Here is a 22,095-nt window from a genome sequence, read left to right on the forward strand (position 1 = left end):
GTCAGTGAAGGGGGATGAGTCGTTCGCGCTGCGCGGGGGTGAGGTCGTCGATCGAGGCGATGCTCAAGTCAGCGCTGGCGGCGGCCGAAGCGTGCGGGCGACGCTGCCCCTCCAGCTCCACCGTGACGTCCTGGGGCAGCTTGTACATCGCGCCGGTGAGCGGGTCGACGATCAGCATGCCGATGACCCCGCCCAGCAGGATGTTGCCCCAGTACCAGCCGCTGATTGTCGAGTCGAGTTCGACCCTGTGATCGGCGAACCCCTCACGGCGGAACGTAGTGAGGATCTCGTTCCTTCCTGCCAAGAGGTAGGCCGTTTCCTTACAGCCGCCTGTCGAAGCGGCATTGAGGCAATTTGCCATCAGTCATTCTCTTGTCATCTGCCTGTCTTAATTTCGAGCACCCCGGCCCATGGAACTTGGATGACGTGAAGCGCCCTCTCCTCTCGCCCGCAGGGCTGCTACCCCTGCTGCTGCTGATCTTGTGCGGTGTCATCCTGGCGTTTCTGTGGGGCCTGCATGCGGCTCAGAGGGCCGCCGCCCGGAATGACGCCCTGGCGGCCAAGGCGGCCGAACACCTGAACCTGGCCAACATCGTCGGCGAAAGCCTGCGCCAACTGGTCGACCGTGCCCAGGCGGTGAGTCGGGTCAGCCGCAACGACCTGCTCGGCGCGCGCCAAGGCAGCCTGAGCCTGGCGCGGCTGTTGGCCGAAGACCCGGTGTTCAAGCGCATGAGCCTGTACGACCGCCAGGGCCGTCTGGTCGCCGCCAGTCACAGCGACGAAGCGCCACGGCTGTCGGACGACTGGCTCGACCAACTTCGCCAGCACGTGTCGCGCCATGGCTTCAAGCCGTTCATGCCGAGCACGCCGGTACACGCGACGACACCCACCCTGCCCAACTGGCGACTGCCTTTTCTGCTGCCGCTGACCGACCTGCGTGGCCGGGAAGTCGACAGCGTCCTGGTGGTGCAATTGGACGTCGGCTACCTGGCGATGCTGTTCCAGCACATCGACCTGGGCCGCAGCGGCATGCTGCGCCTGCTCCAGGCCGATGGCCGCGAGCGGGTGCGCATCGACGGCAGCGGCGTGGTGGTAGCCGGCGAAACCCTGGCGCCGGAGTTGCCCGACAGCGAAGGCGAATCCGGCCAGTTCACCCAGTACAGCTACGAGGGCAGCTTCCAGAGCCTGTACCGGCGCGTGGCCGAGCGCGGTTTCAGCGTCGTGGTGAGCCAGCGCCAGGACGAGATCCTCGCCCCGACCACCCTCGCCTACCAACGCCAGTTCTGGCTGAACCTGTGCATGACCGTGCTGATCCTCGGCGGCCTGGCCTGGGGGCTGCGCCTGCTGCGCAAGCGCCAGGACGCCTTTACCGAACTGGAACAGGCGCAACAGGTGAACCAGGAACTGATCGGCCGTCTGGAAGAGGCCCACCGGCGCAGCAGCCATGCCGCCGCCACCGACCACCTCAGCGGTCTGCACAACCGTCGCCAGTTCGTCGAAGTGGCGGCCCAGGCACTGGCCCGACAGCGCGGGCGCCGGCGCCTGACTGCGGTGCTGTTCATCGACATGGACCGCTTCAAGTCGATCAACGATTCACTGGGCCACAAGATCGGCGACCTGCTGCTGCAGGCGGTGGCCGGGCGGATCCAGCGCCTGCTCGAGCCAGAAGACGAAGCGTCGCGCTTTGGCGGCGACGAGTTCGTGGTGCTGCTGGCCGGCAACCGCAGCGAAGAACAGATCGATGCCTGGGTGCGGGCGCTGGTGGCCAAGCTCTCGGCCACTTATGCCCTGGATGGCAAGGAGGTCAATACCAGCCCGAGCATCGGCGTCAGCATCGCCCCGCGTGATAGCCAGGAGGTCGACAGCCTGATCCGCTGCGCGGACGCGGCAATGTATTCGGCCAAGCAGGCCGGCCGCGCCCAGTACCGCTTCTTCGACCCGTCGCTGAACCTGCCCGACATCCAGGCCTTCACCCTCGAACAAGCCTTGGGCAGTGCCCTGGCCGAACGCCAGTTCGTGCTCCACTACCAACCGCAGGTGCGCCTGGACACCTTGCAGGTGCAGGGTTACGAGGCGCTGGTGCGCTGGGACCATCCGGAATTCGGGCTGCTCTACCCGGACCGCTTCATCGGCATGGCCGAGCGCAGCGGCTTCATCGTCGAACTCGGCTGGGAGGTACTGCGCCTGGCCTGCGAAGAACTGGCTCGCTGGCACGCCGAGGGTCGCGAGACCCCCTTGGCGGTGAACGTCTCGGCACTGCAACTGCGCCAGGCCGATTTCAGCGAGCGCCTGCTGGCGCTGTTGACTGCGTACGGCATCGACAATCGCCACCTGGAACTGGAGATCACCGAGACCACCATCCTCGACCCTGAAGGCACGGCACTGGAGCACCTGCACCGCCTGCGCACGGCAGGCATCGGCATCAGCCTCGACGATTTCGGTCGCGGCTACGCCGGTTTCGCCCACCTGCAGGCCTTGCCGCTGTCGAAGCTGAAAATCGACCGCTCGCTGATCGCCCCGTTGTGCAACAGCCATGACGACAGCCCCATCGTCTCCTCGACGATCATCCTGGCCAAGCGCCTGGGGCTGGAGGTGGTGGCCGAAGGCGTGGAAACCCGCGAGCAGGTGCTGTACCTGAAATTGGCCGGCTGTGACATCGCCCAGGGCTATCACTTCAGCCGTCCGCTGTCGGCCGCGCAACTGCGCGACTACCCCCCTTTCAGCACGGTGCAGGTGGCCTGATGCGTATCCTCAAAGCATTCACCCTGCTGGCACTGCTGTTGCTGCCGGTCACGCTGCTGGCCGACTGCGCGGAGCGAACGCTGCGCCTGGCAGTGATTCCGATGTACAGCGCCGAGCTCATGCTCGAACAGCACCAGCCGTTGCTGCAGCATTTGAGCGAGGTCACCGGGCTGCCGGTGGAGTTGGTGGTGGCGTCGTCCTATGAGGCGGTGGTCGATGCCATCGTCTCCGGCGGCGCCGACCTCGCCCGGCTGGGGCCCGCCGCCTACGTGCTGGCGCACAGACGCGATCCGCGCGTTGAGGCCTTCGCCACCTTCGCCCTCAAGGCCGGACCGTACACAGCGGCCGGCAGCCAGTATCAGTCGCTGCTGTTGACCCGTGCGGACGGGCCTGCGCAGTTCGCGCAGTTGCGCGGCAAACGGGTGGCCTTGAGCGATCCGGCCAGCACCTCCGGCAGCCTGGTGCCCAGCGTCGAGTTCGCCGGGCGCGTGAATACCCCGTTGCGCGACTACTTCGGGGCCTTGGTCTACGCCGGCACCCACGACAAAGCGCTGGACGCCCTGCTCGAAGGATGGGTCGAAGCCGCGTTCGTGGCCAGTGAACGCGCCGATGCCTACCTGGCGCGCCATGCACTCAAGCCGGAAGCCTTCCAGGTGTTATGGCGCTCGGCGCCGATTCCCTACGATCCCTATGTGCTCAGCGCCCACCTGTGCCCGGCACTCAAAGCGCGGATCCGCCAGGCCATGCTTGCCGACCCGCAGGCGCTGGCCGCCTTCGTTCGCTCGCAGGATGCCAGTGCGCTGGTGGTCATCGGCCCGGGGGCCTACACCGGTCTCGAACAGGTGATGGAGCAAGCGCTGAAGGCCCGCTGACCGATTCAACTTTCCCGGCCCGGCGGCGTCGAAACAGCGACATCATGAATTTCCTGGAGGTTGCTCATGGCGATTCGCGCCACTTTGCTGGTTTCCTGCCTGACCCTGACCCTGGCCGGCTGCGTGGGTTCACCGGACGACAAACCGCCGCCGCAGACCATGGCCGTCGATCTGCAGCAGTACCAGGGCAAATGGTACGAACTGGCGCGCCTGCCGATGTTCTTCCAGCGCAAGTGCGTGCAGTCGGAGGCCAACTATCGCCTGCGCAGCGACGGCCAGGTCGATGTGACCAACCGCTGCCGCGAAAAAGATGGCCAGTGGCAGGAGGCCACCGGCATCGCCCAGCTTCAACAGCCCGGGCAGACTGACAAGCTGTGGGTGCGCTTCGACAACTGGTTCAGCAAGCTGGCGCCCGATACTGCCAAGGGCCAGTACTGGGTGCTGTACCACGATCCCGAGTACCGCGTGGCACTGGTCGGCCACCCCAACCGCGAGTACCTGTGGCTGCTGTCACGCACGCCGACGGTCAGCGAGAACACCCGCAACCAGTTGCTGGAGGTGGCCCGCCAACGCGGCTACGACACCGACGAATTGATCTGGCGCGCGCCCGACTGAGGACTGCGCCTTACAGCAGGTCGTGGGTCACCTGGCCCACCGCCTGCACCACCCGCCGCGCGCCATCCTGGATCCCGCTGATGGCAGTGCCGGCCTGACCGGCCAAGGCCAGGCCGGCACTGGCCTGCTCGCGACTGCTTTCGATCTCGATCACGGCCTGGTCGGCCAGTTGCTGGTTACGCGCCACCACCGTGACGATTTCCTCGGTGGCGCTGCTGGTCCGCGCGGCCAACTGGCGTACTTCATCGGCCACCACGGCGAAGCCCCGTCCCTGCTCGCCAGCACGAGCGGCCTCGATGGCGGCGTTGAGCGCCAGCAAGTTGGTCTGCGAGGCGATGCTGCCGATGGTCTGCACGATCGAACTGATCACCACCGACTGCTTGCCCAGTGCCTCGATGGTGGTGGACGCCGACTGCATTTGCCCCGCCACGGCCTGCATCGTGTTCACCGCCTCCTGAACCACTGCCGCGCCTTCGCGGGCACTGACGTCGGTGGTGCGCGACACATCCAGGGCCATTTCCGCGGCGCGGCGGATTTCCTGCTCCTTGCGCACCTGGTCGGTGACCACCGAGGCGTACTTGATCACCCGGATGATGTGACCCTCGGCGTTGTAGACCGGGTTGTAGCTGGCTTCGAGCCACACTTCCTGGCCATGACTGTCCAGGCGTCGGAAGCGTCCGGCGACGTAGCGCCCGCTGTTGAGGGTCTTCCAGAACTCGGCGTAGGCCGGCGAAGCGACTTCCTCGGCGCTGCAGAAGATCCGATGATGCTGGCCGACCAATTGACCGAGCGAATAGCCCATGGCGCTGAGGAACTGCTCGTTGGCGGTGAGGATGTTGCCGGCCAGGTCGAACTGGATGACCGCCGTGGAGCGGAACAACGCATCGACGAACGCGCCGTTCTCGCGGTTCTTCTCGATCTGCACCGTGGTGTCGCTGCCAAAGCCTTGTATGTGGTCCAGTTGCCCGTCTGCATCGCGGACCGGCAACCAGGTCAGGCGCAGCCAGGTGAGACCGCCTTGCGGGTTATGGAAGCGGTAGTCATCGGTCACCGGCTGAAAACGCGAGACCGACTCGTTGAAACGGCGATAGCACGGCAGCGTCGTGACGTAGCTGGGCACCAGGTCGATCAGGGGGCGTCCGATCAGCTTTTCCTTGGGCTGCCCGAGCGCAGCAGCGCACGCATCGTTGCAGGCGACGATGCGGCGCTCGGCATCCAGGCGCAAGGCCAGGGTGCCCTGTTCCAGTTGGTCCAGTACTTGGCGCAGGCGCCTGACCTCGGCTTCACTGGCCGCCAGCTGAGCTTTGACTTTGCGATCGAACATGAGGATACCTTGCGAACAGTGAGGGGGATGGGCACGCACGCATCCTGCAAGCCAGTCGGCTGGCGGCCCCAGGCCCCGGATGACGGGGGCTGGCGCTTCTTATTGGAGATGGGGTGCAGCATGCCATTAAAGACACAGCACCGCTATCAAAGTGCTATCGGCGCTGGAGAATATTTTAGTCGTCAATGGCCAGGCTGCGAGGCGGCCAATGGCGCCGTCTGCCGGGCTGGTTTATGGTGGCGCGATCACTGCGCCACAGCCTGCCCCGCCATGACCGACATCGAGCGCTACGTCCGCGCTGCCACCCGTGACAATACCCGCCGCAGCTATCAAGCCGCCGTCGAGCATTTCGAGGTGCACTGGGGCGGTTTCCTGCCCGCCACCGCCGACAGCATTGCCCGCTATTTGGCCGATCACGCCGGCCAGCATGCCGTCAGCACCTTGCGCCAGCGCCTCGCTGCGCTGAGCCAATGGCACCAGGCGCAAGGCTTTCCCGATCCGACCAAGGCGCCTTTGGTGCGACAGGTGCTGCGGGGCATCCGCACCCTGCACCCCACACTGCCACGCCAGGCCGCGCCCTTGCTGCTGCAGCACCTGCAGACGGCGGTGGATGGCTTCGAGGACGAGGCCCGCCAGGCCCAGGCACGGCACGATCTGCCTGCGCTGCTGCGGGCCCGACGCGACGCCGCCTTGCTGTTGCTCGGTTTCTGGCGCGGTTTTCGCGGCGACGAATTGGCGCGTCTGCGGGTCGAGCACATCCAGGCCGAGCCTGGGGTTGGCATCACGCTGTTCCTGCCCCGCAGCAAGGGCGATCGCGAAGCCCTCGGGGTGCACTACCGCACCCCGGCACTCAAAGCGCTGTGCCCGGTGGCGGCCTACCTGCAGTGGATCGAAGTGGCCGGTATTGCCCGAGGCCCGGTGTTTCGCAAGCTCGACCGCTGGGGTCACTTGGGCGAAACAGCGCTGCACAGCAACAGCCTGATCGGCCTGCTGCGGCGCATGCTCGAACGCGCTGGAGTGCCTGCGACGCTGTACACCGGGCACTCGTTGCGCCGCGGCTTCGCCACATGGGCGACGAGCAACGGCTGGGAGCTCAAGGCGTTGATGAGCTACGTGGGCTGGAAAGATGCCAAGTCGGCGCTGCGTTACATCGAAGCCGGTCAGGCGTTCGGCGAGTTGGCGCTGCCGACGGCCAAGTACACGCCCCACGCGCTGCCTGACGCGGCGAAGTGAACGCCTGGCATCGCGCATCGTCTCAGCTCGAGCTAGCCTTCAAGCACCCCTTCTGCCCATCGAGCGTCCATGGCCTTTCATCGTCTGACCCGTTCCCATCCTCGCCTGACCCTCGGCACCCTGGCCGGCCTGCTCGGCGCCTGGCTGATCCCCGCCGACGACTGGACCCAACGCTTCCTGGCCGGCTGGAACGTCGGGGTCTGGCTGTACCTGATCCTGGTGCTCTGGCTGACCTGGCGGGCGACGCCGGACACGGTACAGCGGGTGGCCAACGTCGAAGACGAGAACGCGGGCCTGGTGCTGTTCACCGTCTCCATCGCCGCCATCGCCAGCCTGGCTGCGGTGACCTTGGAACTGGCGGCCAGCCGCGACCTGCATGGCAGTGCGCAGATGATGCATTACCTGTACACCGGCTTCACCGTGGCTGGCTCGTGGTTGCTGATCGGCTGCATCTTCAGCCTGCACTACGCGCGGCTGTTCTACCTCGACAGCGGCGATCAACCGCTGCTGCGCTTTGCCGACGGCGAGCGGCGACCGGACTACTGGGACTTCCACTATTTCGCATTCACCATCAGCGTGGCGGTGCAGACCTCCGATGTGGGCGTCGGCGGCCGGGCCATGCGCCGGGTGGTACTGGGGCACTCGTTGGTGGGGTTCGTCTTCAACACGGCGATTCTGGGGTTCACCATCAACATTGCGGCCGGGTTGCTGAGTTGACCGTCGGTCTGAAAGTGGCCTGAAGCTTGGCGGTGGGCGGGGGGCGCCTCGGTCGCGAACACCTGTGTTGGCGTGCTGTTGTGGCGTGGTGCTTGTGGGGCTGTTGGTGATGTCGATCACACAGGCTTCGAATTGTCATCATGGCGGGAGGACACTGGTGTGGCAGCTGCTATGTTTAGTGTCTGCCGACTGCCTGGGTGGGTGGATGAATCGCTCCTGGGCAGGGCTTTCGGGCTTCCGGTCGTGGAGGTTGGCATGAACAAGATGACGTTTCCCAATGCCTGCCAAGTGATGCGCTGGCATTTTCATCCTTTGGGTTTCGAGGCGAGCATGGATGCACCGCGGAGCATGGTCGCGCGGGTGTTCGATCGGGCTACCGGGGAGACGGTGCTGGCCATTGCCGGGATTCCTTGTACGGCGGTCATGGCGGCGGCGGATGTTGAGCGGATCATTGAGGCTGTCGAGGTGGAGTTGGAGGCTTTTAGTATGGGGCGGGGGGTTGTTGGGTGGGTTTGAGCTGGGGGGGGGAAATATCAGGTTTTTTTCGGGCGGGCCGATGTGGGCATATCCGGATTTTGGGGTGATGCTTAGTCACCTTTTCGCCCTTACGGCGACCCCCTTTTTTTCTTGGAAAAAAGGGGGGCAAAAACCGCTTGCTCCCGCATACGGCCCCTGCGCTGCGCGCAGGGGTTCCCTCGCGCCGGCGTCGCTCCGGGAGGACCGCGCTTAGGGGCCGTCCTGGCCCCAAGCGCTTGACGGGCATCCATGCCCGTCACCTCCCTGCGCGACGCCTCTGCTCGGCCTCCTGAGGTCGCGGTTGGCGGTGATTGGACTACCGCGCACTAAGATCAAAAGCAACGGCAACGGCAACGGCAACGGCAACGGCAACGGCGATTTGATCGCGCAGCGCTCCAGAACATCTGCCCCACCGCCCTGCTTCTAAGCGCGCGCCAGTTCAGACGCCGCCCATCGCGACCTCAGGAGGCCGAGCAGAGGTGGCATGGAGGGGGTTGACGGGCATGGATGCCCGTCAAGCGCTTGGGGCCATGGATGGCCCCTAAGCGCGGTACCCCCGGAATGCCACCGGCGCGAGGGAACCCCGAAGCGCAGCGTAGGGGCCGGATGCGGGAGCAAGCGGTTTTTGCCCCTCTTTTTTCCAAGAAAAAAAGAGGGTCGCCGTAAGGGCGAAAAGGTGACTAAGCCTCACCAAAGCCACCGGATAAGCCCCCAAACCACCAGTCCCCCCCCAAAAAAAATCCCCCACAATCCCCAAGCCAACTAAATCCCCCCCCAAAAAAGTCGTCTAAGGAGAACGCAGCAGCCCCCAGCACGAACGCTCACCCAAGAGACCCCCAATGACCCCCAAGCCCCCCAGCCTAGCCCAGGAAACCCTGCGCCTTCTCAAGCCGTTCTGGTCACTGGTAGCCCTGTCAGCCGCCCTAGGCGTGATAAGCGGCCTGAGCGTCACGGCCCTGCTGGCGACCATCAACCGCGCCATGAATTCCGCAACCGGCCCCGGCACCGACATCGCCTTGCTGTTCGCCGGCCTGTGCCTGCTCACCCTGGCCTGCTCGACCGCCTCCAACCTGCTGACCAACTACGTCGGCCAAAACGTGGTAGCCAGGCTGCGCCGCGAGCTCTCGGCCAAGGTGTTGGTCGCTCCCATCGCCCAGCTCGAGCGCTACCGCGCACACCGTCTGATCCCAGTGCTGCTCAACGACGTCAGTACCCTCAGCACCTTCGCCCTGTCCGTGGCGCCGATGGTCATCGCCTTCACTGTCACCCTCGGCTGCCTGGCCTACCTCGCCCTGCTGTCCTGGCAGATCCTGCTGATCACCCTGCTCACCGTCGTGATCGGCACCGGCGCGCAGTTCCTCGCTCACCGCTATGGCATGCACAACATCCTCAAGGCCCGCAACGCCGAAGACGACCTGCAGAAGCATTACCAGGCGCTGTCCGGCGGCGCCAAGGAACTGCGTATCCAGCGCCGTCGCCGCCAGCACATGCACGACCAGGCGATCCATGGCGCCACCGAACGCATCTGCCAGGCCAATATCCGCGCCGCCAACATCTTCGTCAGCGCCGAAACCTTCGGCTCCATGCTGTTCTTCGCCGTGATCGGCGTGGCCATCGCCTTCCAGGCGTTCTGGCCCAGCACCGAGCGCAGCGTGCTCGGCGGTTTCGTACTGGTCATGCTTTACATGAAGGGCCCGCTGGAGCAATTGATCACCAATCTGCCCGCCATCAGCCGGGCGCAGATCGCCTTGCGCCGCATCGCCGAGCTCTCCCACCGCTTCTCCTCGCCCGAGCCGCACCTGCTGGTCAGCGACCGCATCCCGAGCGTGACCCAGGTGCGCTCCATCGAACTGCACCAACTGCGCTACGACTACCCACCGGTAGAGGGCAGCCAGCCGTTCCACCTGGGCCCGGTGGACCTGACCATCAAACAGGGCGACATCGTCTTCATCGTCGGCGAGAACGGTTGCGGCAAGACCACCCTGATCAAGCTGTTACTGGGTCTCTATACCCCGCAACAGGGCGAAGTGCGGCTCAATGGCGAGCCCGTCACAGCCCAAAGTCTGGATGACTATCGCCAACTCTTCACCACCATCTTCGCCGACTACTACCTGTTCGACGAACCGCTGCCCGGCCAGGCCGAACTGCCGCCAGAGGCCAGCAAGTACCTGGAGCGCCTGGACATCGCGCACAAGGTCAGCATCCGCGACGGCAGCTTCACCACCACCGACCTGTCCACCGGCCAGCGCAAGCGCCTGGCGCTGATCAACGCCTGGCTCGATCAACGCCCGGTGCTGGTGTTCGACGAGTGGGCCGCCGACCAGGATCCAGCGTTCCGCCGCGTGTTCTACACCGAGCTGCTGCCCGAGCTCAAACAGCAGGGCAAGACCCTCATCGTCATCTCCCACGACGACCGCTACTTCCCCATCGCCGACCAACTGGTCCGCCTGCACGCCGGCCAGATCATGGTCGAGCACAATCCCCGCTCCGCCCTGCCTGCGTGACCGACCTCGGGGCGGCGCCACCGCCGCCCCGCCTGGGTTAAATTCCCCCGCGCTCGACTCGTTCTCCCAGTGCCGCCCGCAGAATCCGCACCTGCTCGAAAGCAGTCGCAGAAAAAAATCGCGACCAGAAGGCTTTTTCTTTCCGGTTTCGGCCTGCGCACGCGTCTCACTCGCAACGGAATAATTTTCATTTACTTGCGTACCTTGGATCGAGCCGACAAAAAATGCCAACACCACACTCCACACTGAGCCCCCTGAGCAAAGCCCTGATGCTGCGCAAGCTGTTGCGTGGCGCTCCGGCGATGACCGCCTTGGGCCTGGCCCTGTCGATGCCACTGGCCGCCCAGGTGCAGGCCCAGGAACAGGACTTCGACATCCCTGCCCAATCGCTCTCCAGCGCCCTACAAGCCCTGGGCCGCCAGGGCAACCTGCAGGTGCTGTTCAGCCCGGAAAGCGTGCAGGGCCTGCGCAGCACCGCAGTCAAAGGCCGTTTCACGCCTACCCAGGCAGCTGGGGAGCTGCTCAGGAACAGCGGGATTCGCTTCAGCGTGCAGGGCAACACCCTGATCATCAGTGGCGCGGCCGAATCCGGCGCAGCCATGACCCTGGATGCCACCACCATTTCCGGGCAGACCCTGGGCACCACCACCGAGGGCAGCAATTCCTACACCACAGGTGCGGTGACCATCGGCAAGACCGCGCAAACCCTGCGCGAAACGCCGCAGTCGGTGACCGTGGTCACCCGTAAATTGATGGATGACAAGAACCTGGTCTCGCTCGACCAGGTCATGGCCCAGACCACCGGCATCACCCGCGCCAACCGCGGCTATGGCAACCACCACTTCAGCTCCCGCGGCTTCGACCTCGAAGACGAAAGCTACATGGTCGACGGCGTGCCTGGTCAGGCTTACGCCTACACCGGCTGGATGTCCCCGGACATGGCCATGTTCGACCGCGTCGAAGTGCTGCGCGGCGCCTCCGGCCTGCTGATCGGCGCCGGCAACCCCGGTGGCGCGGTCAACCTGGTACGCAAGCGCCCCACCGCCGATCCGCGCTTCACCGTGATCACCCGCGCCGGCTCCTGGGACAACTACCGCCTGGACCTGGACGCCAGCGGCCGCCTCAACCCCGAAGGTACCCTGCGTGGCCGCATGGTCGCCTCCTACGAGGACCGCGGCTATTTCACCGATGTCACCAAGTCCAAACGGCCCCTGCTGTACGGCATTCTCGAAGGCGACCTGAGCGACGCCACCACCGTGGCCGTCGGCCTGCGCCGGCAGACCTCGCGTACCAACGGTTACAGCGTGCTGGGCATTCCCAACAACCCGGATGGCAGCAATCCGCACCTCAAGCGCTCGACCTACCTGGGCCAGGACTGGACCACGCTGCAGACCAACATCGACGAAGTGTTCGCCGACCTCACCCATCACTTCAACGACAACTGGAGCGCCAAGCTGGCGATGTCCCATTCCGAAGGCGGCTACAACCGTAGCGCCATCGAATGGGATGCGGGCGACACGCTGGAGTACGGTGCGCCTGGCGGGCCGGTGGTCAATGACGTCAGCTACCACAAGTTCGACGTCACCTCCGACGCCGTCGATGGCCATCTGGACGGTACCTTCGAGGCCTTCGGCTTGACCCATCAAGTGACCCTGGGCGCCAACTGGTCCAAGCGCAAGATGAACGACAAGGACCGCAAGGAAGAACTGCCCGACCCCATCCCGCTGAACGTCTACAACCCCAGCCACAACAACATCCCCGAGCTGGCACGTCAGGGCTGGGACTATGCCGACGACACCATCGATACCCGCTATGGCGTTTACCTGAGCACACGCCTGCACGCCACCGAAGCCCTCAGCTTCGTGCTCGGCGGACGCCTGAGCTGGTACAAGAACGAAGCCTGGGACGGCCCTACGGTCACTACCAGCCGCCAGGACAAGGAATTCACCCCCTTCGTCGGTGCGATCTACGACCTCAACGATCAGTGGTCCTGGTACGCCAGCTATGCCGATATTTTCCTGCCACAGTCGCAGTACCGCACGGTCTCCGGCAGCGTGTTGGATCCATCGATCGGGTCGAACTACGAAACCGGCATCAAGGGTGAACTGTTCGACAAGCGCCTGAATGTGTCCTTCGCCGTGTTCTACATCGAACAGGAAGACAGGGCCGTTCAGGATGTGGTAAACCGCGGCAATTGCCCCACCGACCCGGCAGGACGCTGCTGGCTCAACGACGACGGCATCAGCCGCAGCAAGGGCTTCGAAGCCGAGGCCACCGGTGAAGTCCTGCCCGGTCTGCAGGTGGCGGCCGGCTACACCTACAACACCACCAGCTTTTCCAGTGGCGGCCCGATCTCGGCGCAGACCCCCAAGCACATGGTGCGCTTGAACACCAACTACACCCTGCCGGGCGAATGGAACCGTTGGAGCGTCGGCGGCGGCATGTCGGCGCAGAACGCCTACGACGACGCGGCAAACGAAACCCGCAACAGCGGCCGAGCGATCTTCGATGCGCGTGCCGCCTACAAGATCGACCAGCACTGGACCGTGGGCGTGGACGTCGAGAACCTGTTCGACAAGAAGTACTTCGACTCGCTGGGCTACTGGACCCGTGGCACCACCTACGGCACCCCACGCAGCTATATGCTCAGTCTGCGAGGCGACTTCTGATCGGCTGAAAGATGCAAACGCAACGCCCCCTCTTCAGGGGGCGTTTTTGTTTGCCTGTGAACCTGCAGTGTCAAAGCCCGATTCACCTCATGGGCACAGTGTGCGACACCGGGTGATCATGCGTTTGTTGTTCGTCTGCAGTGCATGATTTCCATAAGCCAGCGCGGCTTCTGTTGGAGCGGCCTCGCGTCGCGATTGGACCGCAAAGCGGTCCCGGGAATGTCAGCAACCCGAGACCGCCAAACGCCAGCCCGTCAGCGCTGCCGCGCCAGCCGGGCCACGACCCCATCCATGAACTCGGCCGCGTTGACGATCCCCTCATGCCCATCGGCAACCACCGTCGAACTGGCCAGTCCATTGATCGACGCCTGTGTCACCAATCCAGCCTCGCCTTTGGCCACACGCTCGGCACTGCGGCTCTGGCTCGCCCACCAGCAGTCCACCTGAACCTGCAATGGCCGCAGTCGGAACGCTTCGCTGAGCGCCGAGTTGTGCTCGAGCAACGCGAAACCGTCGACAATGTCGCGTTGCAGGTTCACGTTCCGATGGACCTCGCGCAGTTGCTCGGCGCTGACCTCGCCCAGCGCCGCAACGCGCTCGATCACCCACTCGGCGCGGTCGACGTTGTCCGGCAACGCCTGCGCCTGGGCGATCAACGCCAGGATGCGCGCCTCACCAACGCCTGGAGCGAAGGCCAGCAAGGCGCGCAGCAGGCTTTCGTCCGCCGCTTGCACGACAGGCTCGGCCACGTCGGTCTCGCTGTTCTGCAGTCCGCTGACGTCCGCTGGCAGCAGGCTGTCGACCAAGCCGACGAAGCCTACCTGCTGTCCCATCTGCTCTAGACGATGCGCCACTTCCAACGCCAGCGCGCCGCCCAGCGACCATCCCAGCAGATGATAGGGCCCCTGCGCCTGGGTGGCGCGAATCTGCTCGACGTAGTAGCTCACCATGTCCTCCCACGAGCGGTCGACCCAGCCCGGCACGGCGTAGCTTTTATTGACCACGCCGTACACCGGACGCTGCGCGGCCAGGCGCCTGGCCAGCGGGTAGTAGGCATAGGCAGCCCCGCCGCCGGGTGGCAGGCAGAACAACGCCGGGCGGTCCAGCGTGCAGGCGTTGAGGGCGACCACAGGCGAGGACAACCGATCGTTGCCACCGCCGATGAAGCTCGCCAGCGCTTCGAAGTCTGGCATCAGCATGAACTCATGCAGGCTGATCTGGGCAGAGAAGGTTGCCCTGAGCTTATTGACCAGCGTGATGACCAGCAGCGAATGGCCGCCCAATTCGAAGAAGTTGTCGTGCAGACCCACTTGCTCGACGTTGAGCACTTCACTCCAGATCGCGGCCAGTTGCTGTTCCAGTGCCGTGCGCGGTGCCACGTAGCCCTTTTGCAATTGGCTGGCGTCTGGTTTGGGCAGGGCCTTGCGGTCCAGCTTGCCGTTGGCGGTGAGCGGCCAGGCGTTCAGCACCAGGAAATGGGTCGGGACCATGTAGTCCGGAAGGTGAGCTTTCAGGTGCTGCTTGAGCGCGTCACGCAGTTGGCCGTGATCGACCTGCGCCTCCTGCGGGATCAGATAGGCCGCGAGTTGCTTGCCCCCGGCCCCGTCGATATCCAGCACCAGCACTTCGCGTACGGCCTCGTGGGCATGCAGGCGGGCTTCGATTTCACCCAGCTCGATGCGGAAACCGCGAATCTTCACCTGGTGGTCGATGCGCCCGACGTATTCGATCACTGCCTGGCTGCGGTAACGGGCCAGATCGCCCGTGCGGTACAGACGACCGCCCTCGCTAGAGAATGGATCGGGTACGAAGCGCTCGGCAGTAAGCGAAGGCCGGTTGTGGTAACCGCGCGCCAAGCCCGCGTGGCCGACGTGCAATTCGCCGCTGCAACCTGGAGCCACTGGGTTGAAATCGGCGTCCAGCACGTACATCGACAAGTCAGGAATTGCAGTGCCGATGGGGCTGCTGGTCTGTTGCGTGTCTTCGAAACGGATCGGGCGATAAGTCACGTGCACCGTGGTTTCGGTGATGCCGTACATATTGACCAGGTTGTCGCAGTCTTCGCCGAAACGCTCGAACCAGGGCTGCAAGGCAGGCACGTCCAGGGCTTCGCCGCCGAAGATGACGGAGCGCAGGGCCAGGTCGGAAGCACTTTCACACGCGACACGCATCAACGGCTTGAACGCCGACGGCGTCTGGTTCAGCACCGTGACGCCCTGCTCTACCAATAACTGGTGGAAGTCTTCAGGAGAACGCGTCACCTCACGCGGCACGATCACCAGACGCCCACCGTGCAGCAGTGCGCCGAAAATTTCCCAGACCGAGAAATCGAAGGCGTAGGAGTGGAACAGGGTCCAGACATCATTCTGGTCAAAGGAGAACCAGTTCTCGGTCGCCTTGAACAAGCGCAACACGTTGTGATGCGGGAGCAAGGTGCCCTTTGGTTTGCCAGTCGAACCGGAGGTATAGATCACATACGCCAGGTTATCCGGCTGAGTCAGGTGCTCAGGATTGTCATCGCTGTAGCCATCAAGATCGGCTTCAAGCACAAGGCTACGCACCGAAGCCGGCACGGGCAGATCGGCCAGCAGGTGCTGTTGAGTCACCAGCAGCGCAATACCGCTGTCTTCGATCATGTAGCTCAAGCGATCCTGCGGGTATTCCGGGTCCAATGGCACATACGCCCCGCCCGCCTTGAGGATCGCCAGCAACCCGACGATCATCTCGATCCCGCGCTCCACCGCCAGGCCCACCAGCACATCCGGCCCAACACCCTGCTCGCGCAACTTGTGCGCCAAGCGATTCGCACGGCGGTTCAAGCCGTCGTAGCTCAGCGACTGCTCGGCAAACGTCAGGGCAATGGCCTGCGGTGCCCGCGCCACCTGGGCTTCGATCAGTCCCTGAATAGACTCAGTGCTCGAAAACCGCGCAACCTCCCGCGCCACCACGCCGCCAAACGCCAACTCACCCAAGGCCCGCTGCGGCCCCTGCGCCATCCCCTCCAGCAGTTCGAGGAAATGCCCCGCCACCTGCTCGACAGTCGACTCATCGAAGCACGCCCGGTCGAACTTGAAGCTGGCCAGCAGCTTGTCGCCCACTTGAGCGACCAGGGTCAGCGGATAATTGGTCTGCTCCTGGGTCTGCACCTCACCGAACAGCAGCCCTTGCGGCGCGTCTTCCTGCAACGCCTCGGACACCGGATAGTTCTCGAACACCAGGATGTTGTCGAACAACGCCTCGCCGCTGCGACCGGCCCAGCGCTGAATGTCGTACAGCGGCGTGTACTCGTGCTCGCGCAAGGCCAGGTTCAACGCCTGCACCTGCTGCACCCAGTCCGCCACGCTCAGCTCAGGACGTGGGCTGGCGACTACTGGCAGCGTGTTGATGAACAGCCCGAGCTGTTCTTCGATACCCGGCAGTTCCGCTGGACGCCCCGCCACCGTGGCACCAAAGGCCACGCTCGACTGCCCGGTGTAGCGCTGCAACAGCATCAGCCACGCCGCCTGCACCAGGGTATTGACGGTCACCCGCTGCTCGCGGGCGAATTCGGCCAGACGCTGCGTACGCGGCGCATCGAGCACCGCGTTGCACTCACCCTGCCCCTCTGCGGGCCGCGCGCATTTGAGGACCTGCGCCAAGCGGGTCGGCTCGTCCAGCCCGGCGACGCGTTCGCGCCAGAACTGCTCGCTGAGCGTGGCGTCCTGCGCTTGCAGCCACTGGATGTAGTCGCGATAGCGCCGTGGCGAGGAGGCCGGGGCGTGCCCGGCATAGCGCTGCAGCACTTCACCGAACAACCTTGAACTGCTCCAGCCATCGAGCAGGATATGGTGATTGGTGAACACCAACTGGTGCTGCTGTTCGCCGGTACGGATCAGCGCCAGGCGCAGCAGCGGTGCGCGGGCCAGGTCGAAGCCCGCGGCCAGGTCCGCCTCGGCCCACCCGCACAGGCGCCGCGCCTGATCCGCCTCGTCACGCCAATCCAACTGGATCACCGGCAGCGCCAGGTCACGTTGCACCACTTGCACGGCACGGTCGAACTGGCTGATGAAGCTGCTGCGCAGGATCGGATGCTGGTCGATCGTCGCTTGCCAGGCGCCGATGAAGCGCGGCACGTCCAACCCCTGCACGCTCAGGCGCAATTGGTTGACGTACTGACTCGCCGCCTCGCCGGCCAGGCTATGGAACAGCATGCCCTGCTGCATGGGCGACAGCGGGTAGATGTCCTCGATCGACTGCGCCGGCATCGGCAAGGCCGTCAGTTGCGCCTGGGTCAGGTGTGCCAGGGGGAAGTCCGAAGGTGTCACGCCCGCCACCTCGGGACGCACGCAATGGGCGATCAGCTCGCGCAGCACCTGGCCGAATTCGTCGGCCAGCGCCTGCATGCGCGCCGGCTCGAAGCGCTGGCGGCTGAAACTCCAGTCCAAGGTCAGGCGCCCGGCATACACCTGGCCGTCGATACTGATGGCGCTGCCCAGCGGCGCCTCGTCGCTCTGCCCTTGCCCGGCGCCCTCGGCGGCGAGTGCGAACAGGCTGGTCTGGCTGTCGAAACTGCCGTCGAACTGGCCCAGGTAGTTGAACACGATATTGCCCTGGGGCAAGGCGCTCAGGCGCTCGCGCGCAGACGCCTCGCCCAGGTAGCGCAGCAGGCCGTAGCCGATGCCTTTGTTCGGCACTGCCCGCAGTTGCTCCTTGACCGTCATGATCGCCGCGCCCAGGTCCTCGACCGGGGTCAGTTTCAGCGGGTACAGGCTGCTGAACCAGCCGACCGTGCGGGTGATGTCCAGGTCGTCGAACAGGTCTTCACGGCCATGCCCTTCCAAGCGGATCAGCGCATGGTCTTCGCCCGTCCAGCGGCAGATGACCCGCGCCAGGGCAGTCAGCAACAGGTCGTTGACCTGCGTGCGGTAGGCCGCCGGTGCGTCCTGCAGCAATTGCCGGGTCAGCTCGGCGCTCAGCTCGGTGCGCACCGACACCTCGTGACGGCGCTGCTGACCCCCTTGGGCATCATCCCAGGGCAAATCGTCGGACAGACCACCCAACTGCGCCTGCCAATACGCCAGCTCGGCCTGCAACGCCGGACTGCGGGCATAGGTCTGCAGGTGCTCGGACCAGGCCTTGAGCGAACTGCCGCTGGCCGGTAGCGATAGCGTCCGCCCCGCTGCTGCAGCCAGACACGCCGTTTGCAGGTCTTCGAGCAGTACCCGCCAGGACACCCCGTCCACCACTAGGTGATGGATCACCAGCAGCAGACGCTGCTGCTCATGCGGCAGATCGATCAGCACCGCCCGCAGCAGCGGGCCGTGCTTGAGGTCCAGGCTGCGCTGGGCCTCGTCGGCCAGTTCGGCGATGCATGCCGGATCGTCCAGGCGGTGGTGCCACAGCACCTGCGACAGGTCGAGGCTGGCGTACTCGCCGTGCCAACGCCCTTGGTCCTGCACAAAGCGCAGGCGCAAGGCCGCATGCTGCTCGACCACGGCAGCCAGCGCCGTGTGCACCTGGGCCACGCTCAGCGGCTGACGCGGGGTCAACAGCACCGCCTGGTTCCAGTGCTGGCGCTGGGGAATCTCGGTGTCGAAGAAACGCGCTTGAATGGGCAGCAACGGCACCCGACCGTCCAGCGCCTCACGCGCCACCGGCGCCGGCTTGGCCTCGATGCGCTTGGCCACGGCCGCCAGTTGACCGATGGTCTGCTGCTCGAACAGTTGCTTGGGGCTGAGCTTGAGACCCTGGCGCTTGGCCCGGGCGATGATCTGCAAGCTCAGGATCGAGTCGCCGCCCAGCTCGAAGAAGTTGTCGGTGCTGCCGATCGGCTCGCGCTTGAGCACCTCGCTCCAGATCGCGGCCAGGGTCTGTTCGATGTCGCCCACCGGCGCTGTGTAGCGCTGCTGAACCGCATCGGGCCTGGGCAGCGCACGCTTGTCCAGCTTGCCGTTGGCGGTCAGCGGCAAGCGCTCGAGCAGCAGGATCTGCGCCGGCACCATGTAATCCGGCAAGCGCGCCTGCAAGGCCCCGCGCAGCGCCTCGGCCTGCAGTTCGACGCCGGATGCCGGTACTGCCCAGGCCAGCAGTTGCAGGCGCTCGGCATCGCTTTCCAAGGGCACGGCCAGCACCACGGCGTCCTGCACCCCTGGTTGAGTGCGCAACAGTTGGCCGATCTCGCCTGGCTCGACCCGGTAACCGCGGATCTTCACTTGGTCGTCACCGCGCCCCAGGTACTCCAGCACACCCGCCTGCACCCGGGCGCGGTCACCGGCACGGTACAGACGCTCACCGTGGCGCGCCTGCGGATCAGGCACGAAGCGTTCGGCGGTCAGCCCTGGCTGGCCGATATAGCCCTGGGCCAAGCCCTCGCCGCCCAGGTACAACTCGCCAGCCACTCGCTCGGGCAAGGGGTTCAGGTACGCGTCCAGCACCCGCGCCTGGCCGTTGTCCAGGGCTTGCCCCACGGGCACGCTGCGCCAAGCGTCGGCCGAGCCGCCCACTTCGTGGGTGAGGATGCCGACGGTGGTTTCGGTCGGCCCGTAGTGGTTGACGATGCGGCAGCCCGGCCGCAGCCGCTGCACCTGCTCGACCAGCGCCCAACTGCTGGCCTCGCCGCCCAGGATCAGCACCTGACGCGGCAGCACCCGCGCCGGGTCGGTGGCCTGCAGCAGGCCTTGCAGGTGGCTCGGCACGATCTTCAGGACATCGACCTGATGTTGGTCCATGTAGCGCGCGAAGGCGTCCGGATCGAAGCCTTGGTCGTGATCCATGAGGTGCAGCAAACGGCCGCTCGCCAGCGCCCCGAACAGCACCGTGTGCCCCAGGTCGGCGGCCACGGTGGAGACCATCGCCAGGCTGGCGTCGGTCGGCAGGTCCAGGCGTTGCAGCACGCCTTGCAGGTAGTTGGCCAGGGCACCGTGGCTGACCACCACGCCCTTGGGCTGCCCGGTGGAACCGGAGGTGTAGATGATGTAGGCGGCCTGGCCGGGCAGAATCGACACGGCGGGCGGTCGCTCGCTGCCGCCTTCATGGCGCGAGGCGTCAAACGCCAGCGCCGGACACACGCCCAAGGTGGCTGCCTGGGCATCGCCCGGTGCATGAACCAGCAGACGCGCCGCACTGGTGCGCAGCAGGTGCTGCAAGCGCTCGGGCGGCTGGCGGCCGTCCAGCGGCAGGTAGGCGGCGCCCAGCTTGAGCACGGCCAGCAGGCTGGTCACCCAATCGATCGTCCGTTCCTGGCACAGCGCCACGGTCATGCCGGCGGCGATGCCCTGCTCGCTCAGGTGATGGGCGAAGCGGTTGGCCCTTCGCTCCAGCTCGCCATAGCTGATCTGCACCTCGCCTTCGCGCAGCGCCGGACGCTCGTCACCGGCCGCCAGGGCCTGGCGCCACAGGGCCAGGAAGTCGGCGCAGGGCCAGGTTCGAGGCGTGGCGGGGAGCTGTACCGCCTGGTGATCGGGATGCGCGAGCAACGCGTCGTGGGGGTGATCGGCCAGGGTTTGCAGCACGCGCTGCAGCGAGGCGGCCAGGCGTTCGATGGTCGCGACCTCGAACAGATCGGTGCTGTAGTTGAAATAGCCGAGCAGCCCGTCAGGCGTCTCGCTGAAGTCGTAGGCCAGGTCGAAGCGGGCATCGCGGCCCTCCAGCGGATAACCGCTGACGGTCAACTCGCCGAGGGTCTGACGCGATTGCGCGGCGTCCTCGCCGTCGCTCAGGTTCTGATTGAGCTTGACCTGGAACAACGGGTTGTGGCCCAGGTTGCGCTCCGGCGCCAGGGCATCGACCAGATGCTCGAACGGCAATTCCTGGTGCGACTGCGCACCACTGACCACCTGGCGCACCTGCTCCAGCAAGGCCGCACCGCTCTGGCGCTCGTCCACCTGTATGCGCAGCACTTGGGTATTGATGAAGAAGCCGATCAGGCCCTCGACTTCCTTGCGGTTGCGCCCGGCATTGGGCGCCCCGATGCGGATATCGGCCTGACCGCTGTAGCGCGACAGCACCACCGCCAGCGCCGCCAGGGTCAGCATGAACAGGGTGTGGCCGTTGCCGCGCGCCTGGGCCTTGAGCCGCTCGGTCAACTCGGCGGGCACGTCGCAGCGCAGCGTCGCGCCCCGGTAGCTGGGCTGCGCCGGACGCTCGTGGTCCAGCGGCAGCGCCAGCAACGGGTGCTCATCGCCCAGTTGCTCGCGCCAGTACTGCAACTGACGCTCGCCCTCCCCGGCCTCCAGCCAGGCGCGCTGCCAGATCGCGTAGTCGGCGTATTGCACCGTCAGCGCCGGCAGTTGCGGGTCACGTCCTTCGGACAAGGCTTCGTAGAGCTGCACGAACTCCTGCACCATCAGCTCGCCGGACCAGCCGTCGGAGACAATGTGGTGCAGGCACACGGCCAGCACGTGCTGGTCAGCGGCCACGCGCAGCAGGCGCACCCGCAGCAGCGGCCCTTCGAGCAGATCGAACGGTGCCTCCAGCGCCTGACGCACATGCTGGGCCAGGCACTGCTCGGGATCCTCACCCGCCACCGGCTGCAGTTCGATCACCTGCAGGTCCAGCGGTGCGTCATCCAGCACCTGCTGGTGGAACTCGCCGTCCTCGCTGACGAAGCGCGTGCGCAGGATTTCGTGGCGCTGCACCAGCGCCTCCAGGGCGCGGGTCAGCGCCGCCAGGTTCAGCGGCCCGTCCAGGCGTACCGCCGTGGGCACGTTGTAGAAACTGCTGTGCGGCTCCAACTGCCAGAGGAACAGCATGCGCTGCTGGGCGTACGACAGTGGGATGCGCGGGCTGTCGTGACGGGTCACGGCGATCGGCAGCAGGCGGAAGCTCTGCCCAGTCTCGTGCATCTTGTCGAGGATCTGCCGGCGCTGCTCCAGCGCCAGGCCGACGAAGCGTTTGGCGATACGTTCTGCTGTGCTCTTGTCCAT

The 22,095-nt window shown here is 65.5% G+C and carries 11 protein-coding genes and 1 pseudogene; 8 read left to right on the plus strand and 4 right to left on the minus strand.

The genetic code is table 11. From position 1 onward, the window contains the following. Position 1: 1 nt before the first annotated feature. The gene (locus NJ69_RS08955; protein WP_155290529.1) at positions 2-304 is read right to left on the minus strand and encodes a hypothetical protein; all 303 of its coding nucleotides are present in this window, start codon (positions 302-304) and stop codon (positions 2-4) included. A gap of 122 nt (positions 305-426) precedes the next feature. Here NJ69_RS08955 and NJ69_RS08960 point away from each other — a divergent pair, with 122 nt between their 5' ends. The 3 genes from NJ69_RS08960 (at position 427) to NJ69_RS08970 (ending at position 4,229) form a co-directional block, all read left to right on the plus strand. Continuing rightward, positions 427-2,742, plus strand: coding sequence for a putative bifunctional diguanylate cyclase/phosphodiesterase (locus tag NJ69_RS08960; RefSeq protein ID WP_039578228.1), 2,316 nt, complete (start codon positions 427-429; stop codon positions 2,740-2,742). Further along, positions 2,742-3,614 carry a phosphate/phosphite/phosphonate ABC transporter substrate-binding protein gene (locus tag NJ69_RS08965; RefSeq protein WP_039578230.1) on the plus strand — a complete coding sequence of 291 codons (873 nt, stop codon included), beginning with the start codon at positions 2,742-2,744 and terminating at the stop codon, positions 3,612-3,614. Before NJ69_RS08960 ends, NJ69_RS08965 begins: the two co-directional genes overlap by 1 nt. A gap of 66 nt (positions 3,615-3,680) precedes the next feature. Continuing rightward, positions 3,681-4,229 (plus strand): lipocalin family protein, encoded by a 549-nt coding sequence (locus NJ69_RS08970; protein ID WP_039578232.1) that lies wholly within the window; start codon positions 3,681-3,683, stop codon positions 4,227-4,229. Positions 4,230-4,239: 10 nt separating this feature from the next. On the opposite strand, the gene NJ69_RS23160 is transcribed toward NJ69_RS08970, so the two are convergent. Beyond that, complete coding sequence (locus NJ69_RS23160; protein ID WP_369811592.1) at positions 4,240-4,746, minus strand: methyl-accepting chemotaxis protein; 507 nt, start codon at positions 4,744-4,746, stop codon at positions 4,240-4,242. A gap of 30 nt (positions 4,747-4,776) precedes the next feature. After that, positions 4,777-5,553 (minus strand): annotated as a pseudogene (locus NJ69_RS23165) (PAS domain-containing protein); the annotation flags it as partial. Positions 5,554-5,823: 270 nt separating this feature from the next. Between NJ69_RS23165 and NJ69_RS08980 the strand changes: the two are divergent. The 5 genes from NJ69_RS08980 (at position 5,824) to NJ69_RS09000 (ending at position 13,192) form a co-directional block, all read left to right on the plus strand. Beyond that, a complete protein-coding gene (locus NJ69_RS08980; RefSeq protein ID WP_052192073.1) occupies positions 5,824-6,786 on the plus strand; it encodes a site-specific integrase in 963 nt (320 codons plus the stop codon). A gap of 69 nt (positions 6,787-6,855) precedes the next feature. After that, positions 6,856-7,503, plus strand: a complete 648-nt coding sequence (locus tag NJ69_RS08985) for a DUF1345 domain-containing protein (protein WP_039578237.1) — start codon at positions 6,856-6,858, stop codon at positions 7,501-7,503. 255 nt (positions 7,504-7,758) lie between these two features. Beyond that, positions 7,759-8,019 carry a DUF1652 domain-containing protein gene (locus tag NJ69_RS08990; RefSeq protein ID WP_039583216.1) on the plus strand — a complete coding sequence of 87 codons (261 nt, stop codon included), beginning with the start codon at positions 7,759-7,761 and terminating at the stop codon, positions 8,017-8,019. Positions 8,020-8,858: 839 nt separating this feature from the next. Beyond that, the gene (locus NJ69_RS08995) at positions 8,859-10,523 is read left to right on the plus strand and encodes a cyclic peptide export ABC transporter (protein ID WP_039578240.1); all 1,665 of its coding nucleotides are present in this window, start codon (positions 8,859-8,861) and stop codon (positions 10,521-10,523) included. Between the two features lie 224 nt (positions 10,524-10,747). Beyond that, the gene (locus NJ69_RS09000) at positions 10,748-13,192 is read left to right on the plus strand and encodes a TonB-dependent siderophore receptor (protein WP_039578242.1); all 2,445 of its coding nucleotides are present in this window, start codon (positions 10,748-10,750) and stop codon (positions 13,190-13,192) included. 254 nt (positions 13,193-13,446) lie between these two features. Here the strand turns inward: NJ69_RS09000 and NJ69_RS09005 are convergent, their stop codons facing one another. Beyond that, positions 13,447-22,095 (minus strand): amino acid adenylation domain-containing protein, encoded by an 8,649-nt coding sequence (locus tag NJ69_RS09005; protein WP_039578245.1) that lies wholly within the window; start codon positions 22,093-22,095, stop codon positions 13,447-13,449.

The sequence above is a fragment of the Pseudomonas parafulva genome (assembly GCF_000800255.1).
Lineage (GTDB): Bacteria > Pseudomonadota > Gammaproteobacteria > Pseudomonadales > Pseudomonadaceae > Aquipseudomonas > Aquipseudomonas boreofloridensis.

Excerpts from the sequence above, each read along its gene's own strand:
- NJ69_RS08970 (WP_039578232.1), top strand. The coding sequence starts at position 3,681 with ATGGCGATTCGCGCCACTTTGCTGGTTTCCTGCCTGACCCTGACCCTG.
- NJ69_RS08985 (WP_039578237.1), top strand. The coding sequence starts at position 6,856 with ATGGCCTTTCATCGTCTGACCCGTTCCCATCCTCGCCTGACCCTCGGC.
- NJ69_RS08980 (WP_052192073.1), top strand. The coding sequence starts at position 5,824 with ATGACCGACATCGAGCGCTACGTCCGCGCTGCCACCCGTGACAATACC.
- NJ69_RS23160 (WP_369811592.1), bottom strand. The coding sequence starts at position 4,746 with ATGGCCCTGGATGTGTCGCGCACCACCGACGTCAGTGCCCGCGAAGGC.
- NJ69_RS08995 (WP_039578240.1), top strand. The coding sequence starts at position 8,859 with ATGACCCCCAAGCCCCCCAGCCTAGCCCAGGAAACCCTGCGCCTTCTC.
- NJ69_RS09000 (WP_039578242.1), top strand. The coding sequence starts at position 10,748 with ATGCCAACACCACACTCCACACTGAGCCCCCTGAGCAAAGCCCTGATG.
- NJ69_RS08990 (WP_039583216.1), top strand. The coding sequence starts at position 7,759 with ATGAACAAGATGACGTTTCCCAATGCCTGCCAAGTGATGCGCTGGCAT.
- NJ69_RS08965 (WP_039578230.1), top strand. The coding sequence starts at position 2,742 with ATGCGTATCCTCAAAGCATTCACCCTGCTGGCACTGCTGTTGCTGCCG.
- NJ69_RS09005 (WP_039578245.1), bottom strand. The coding sequence starts at position 22,095 with ATGGACAAGAGCACAGCAGAACGTATCGCCAAACGCTTCGTCGGCCTG.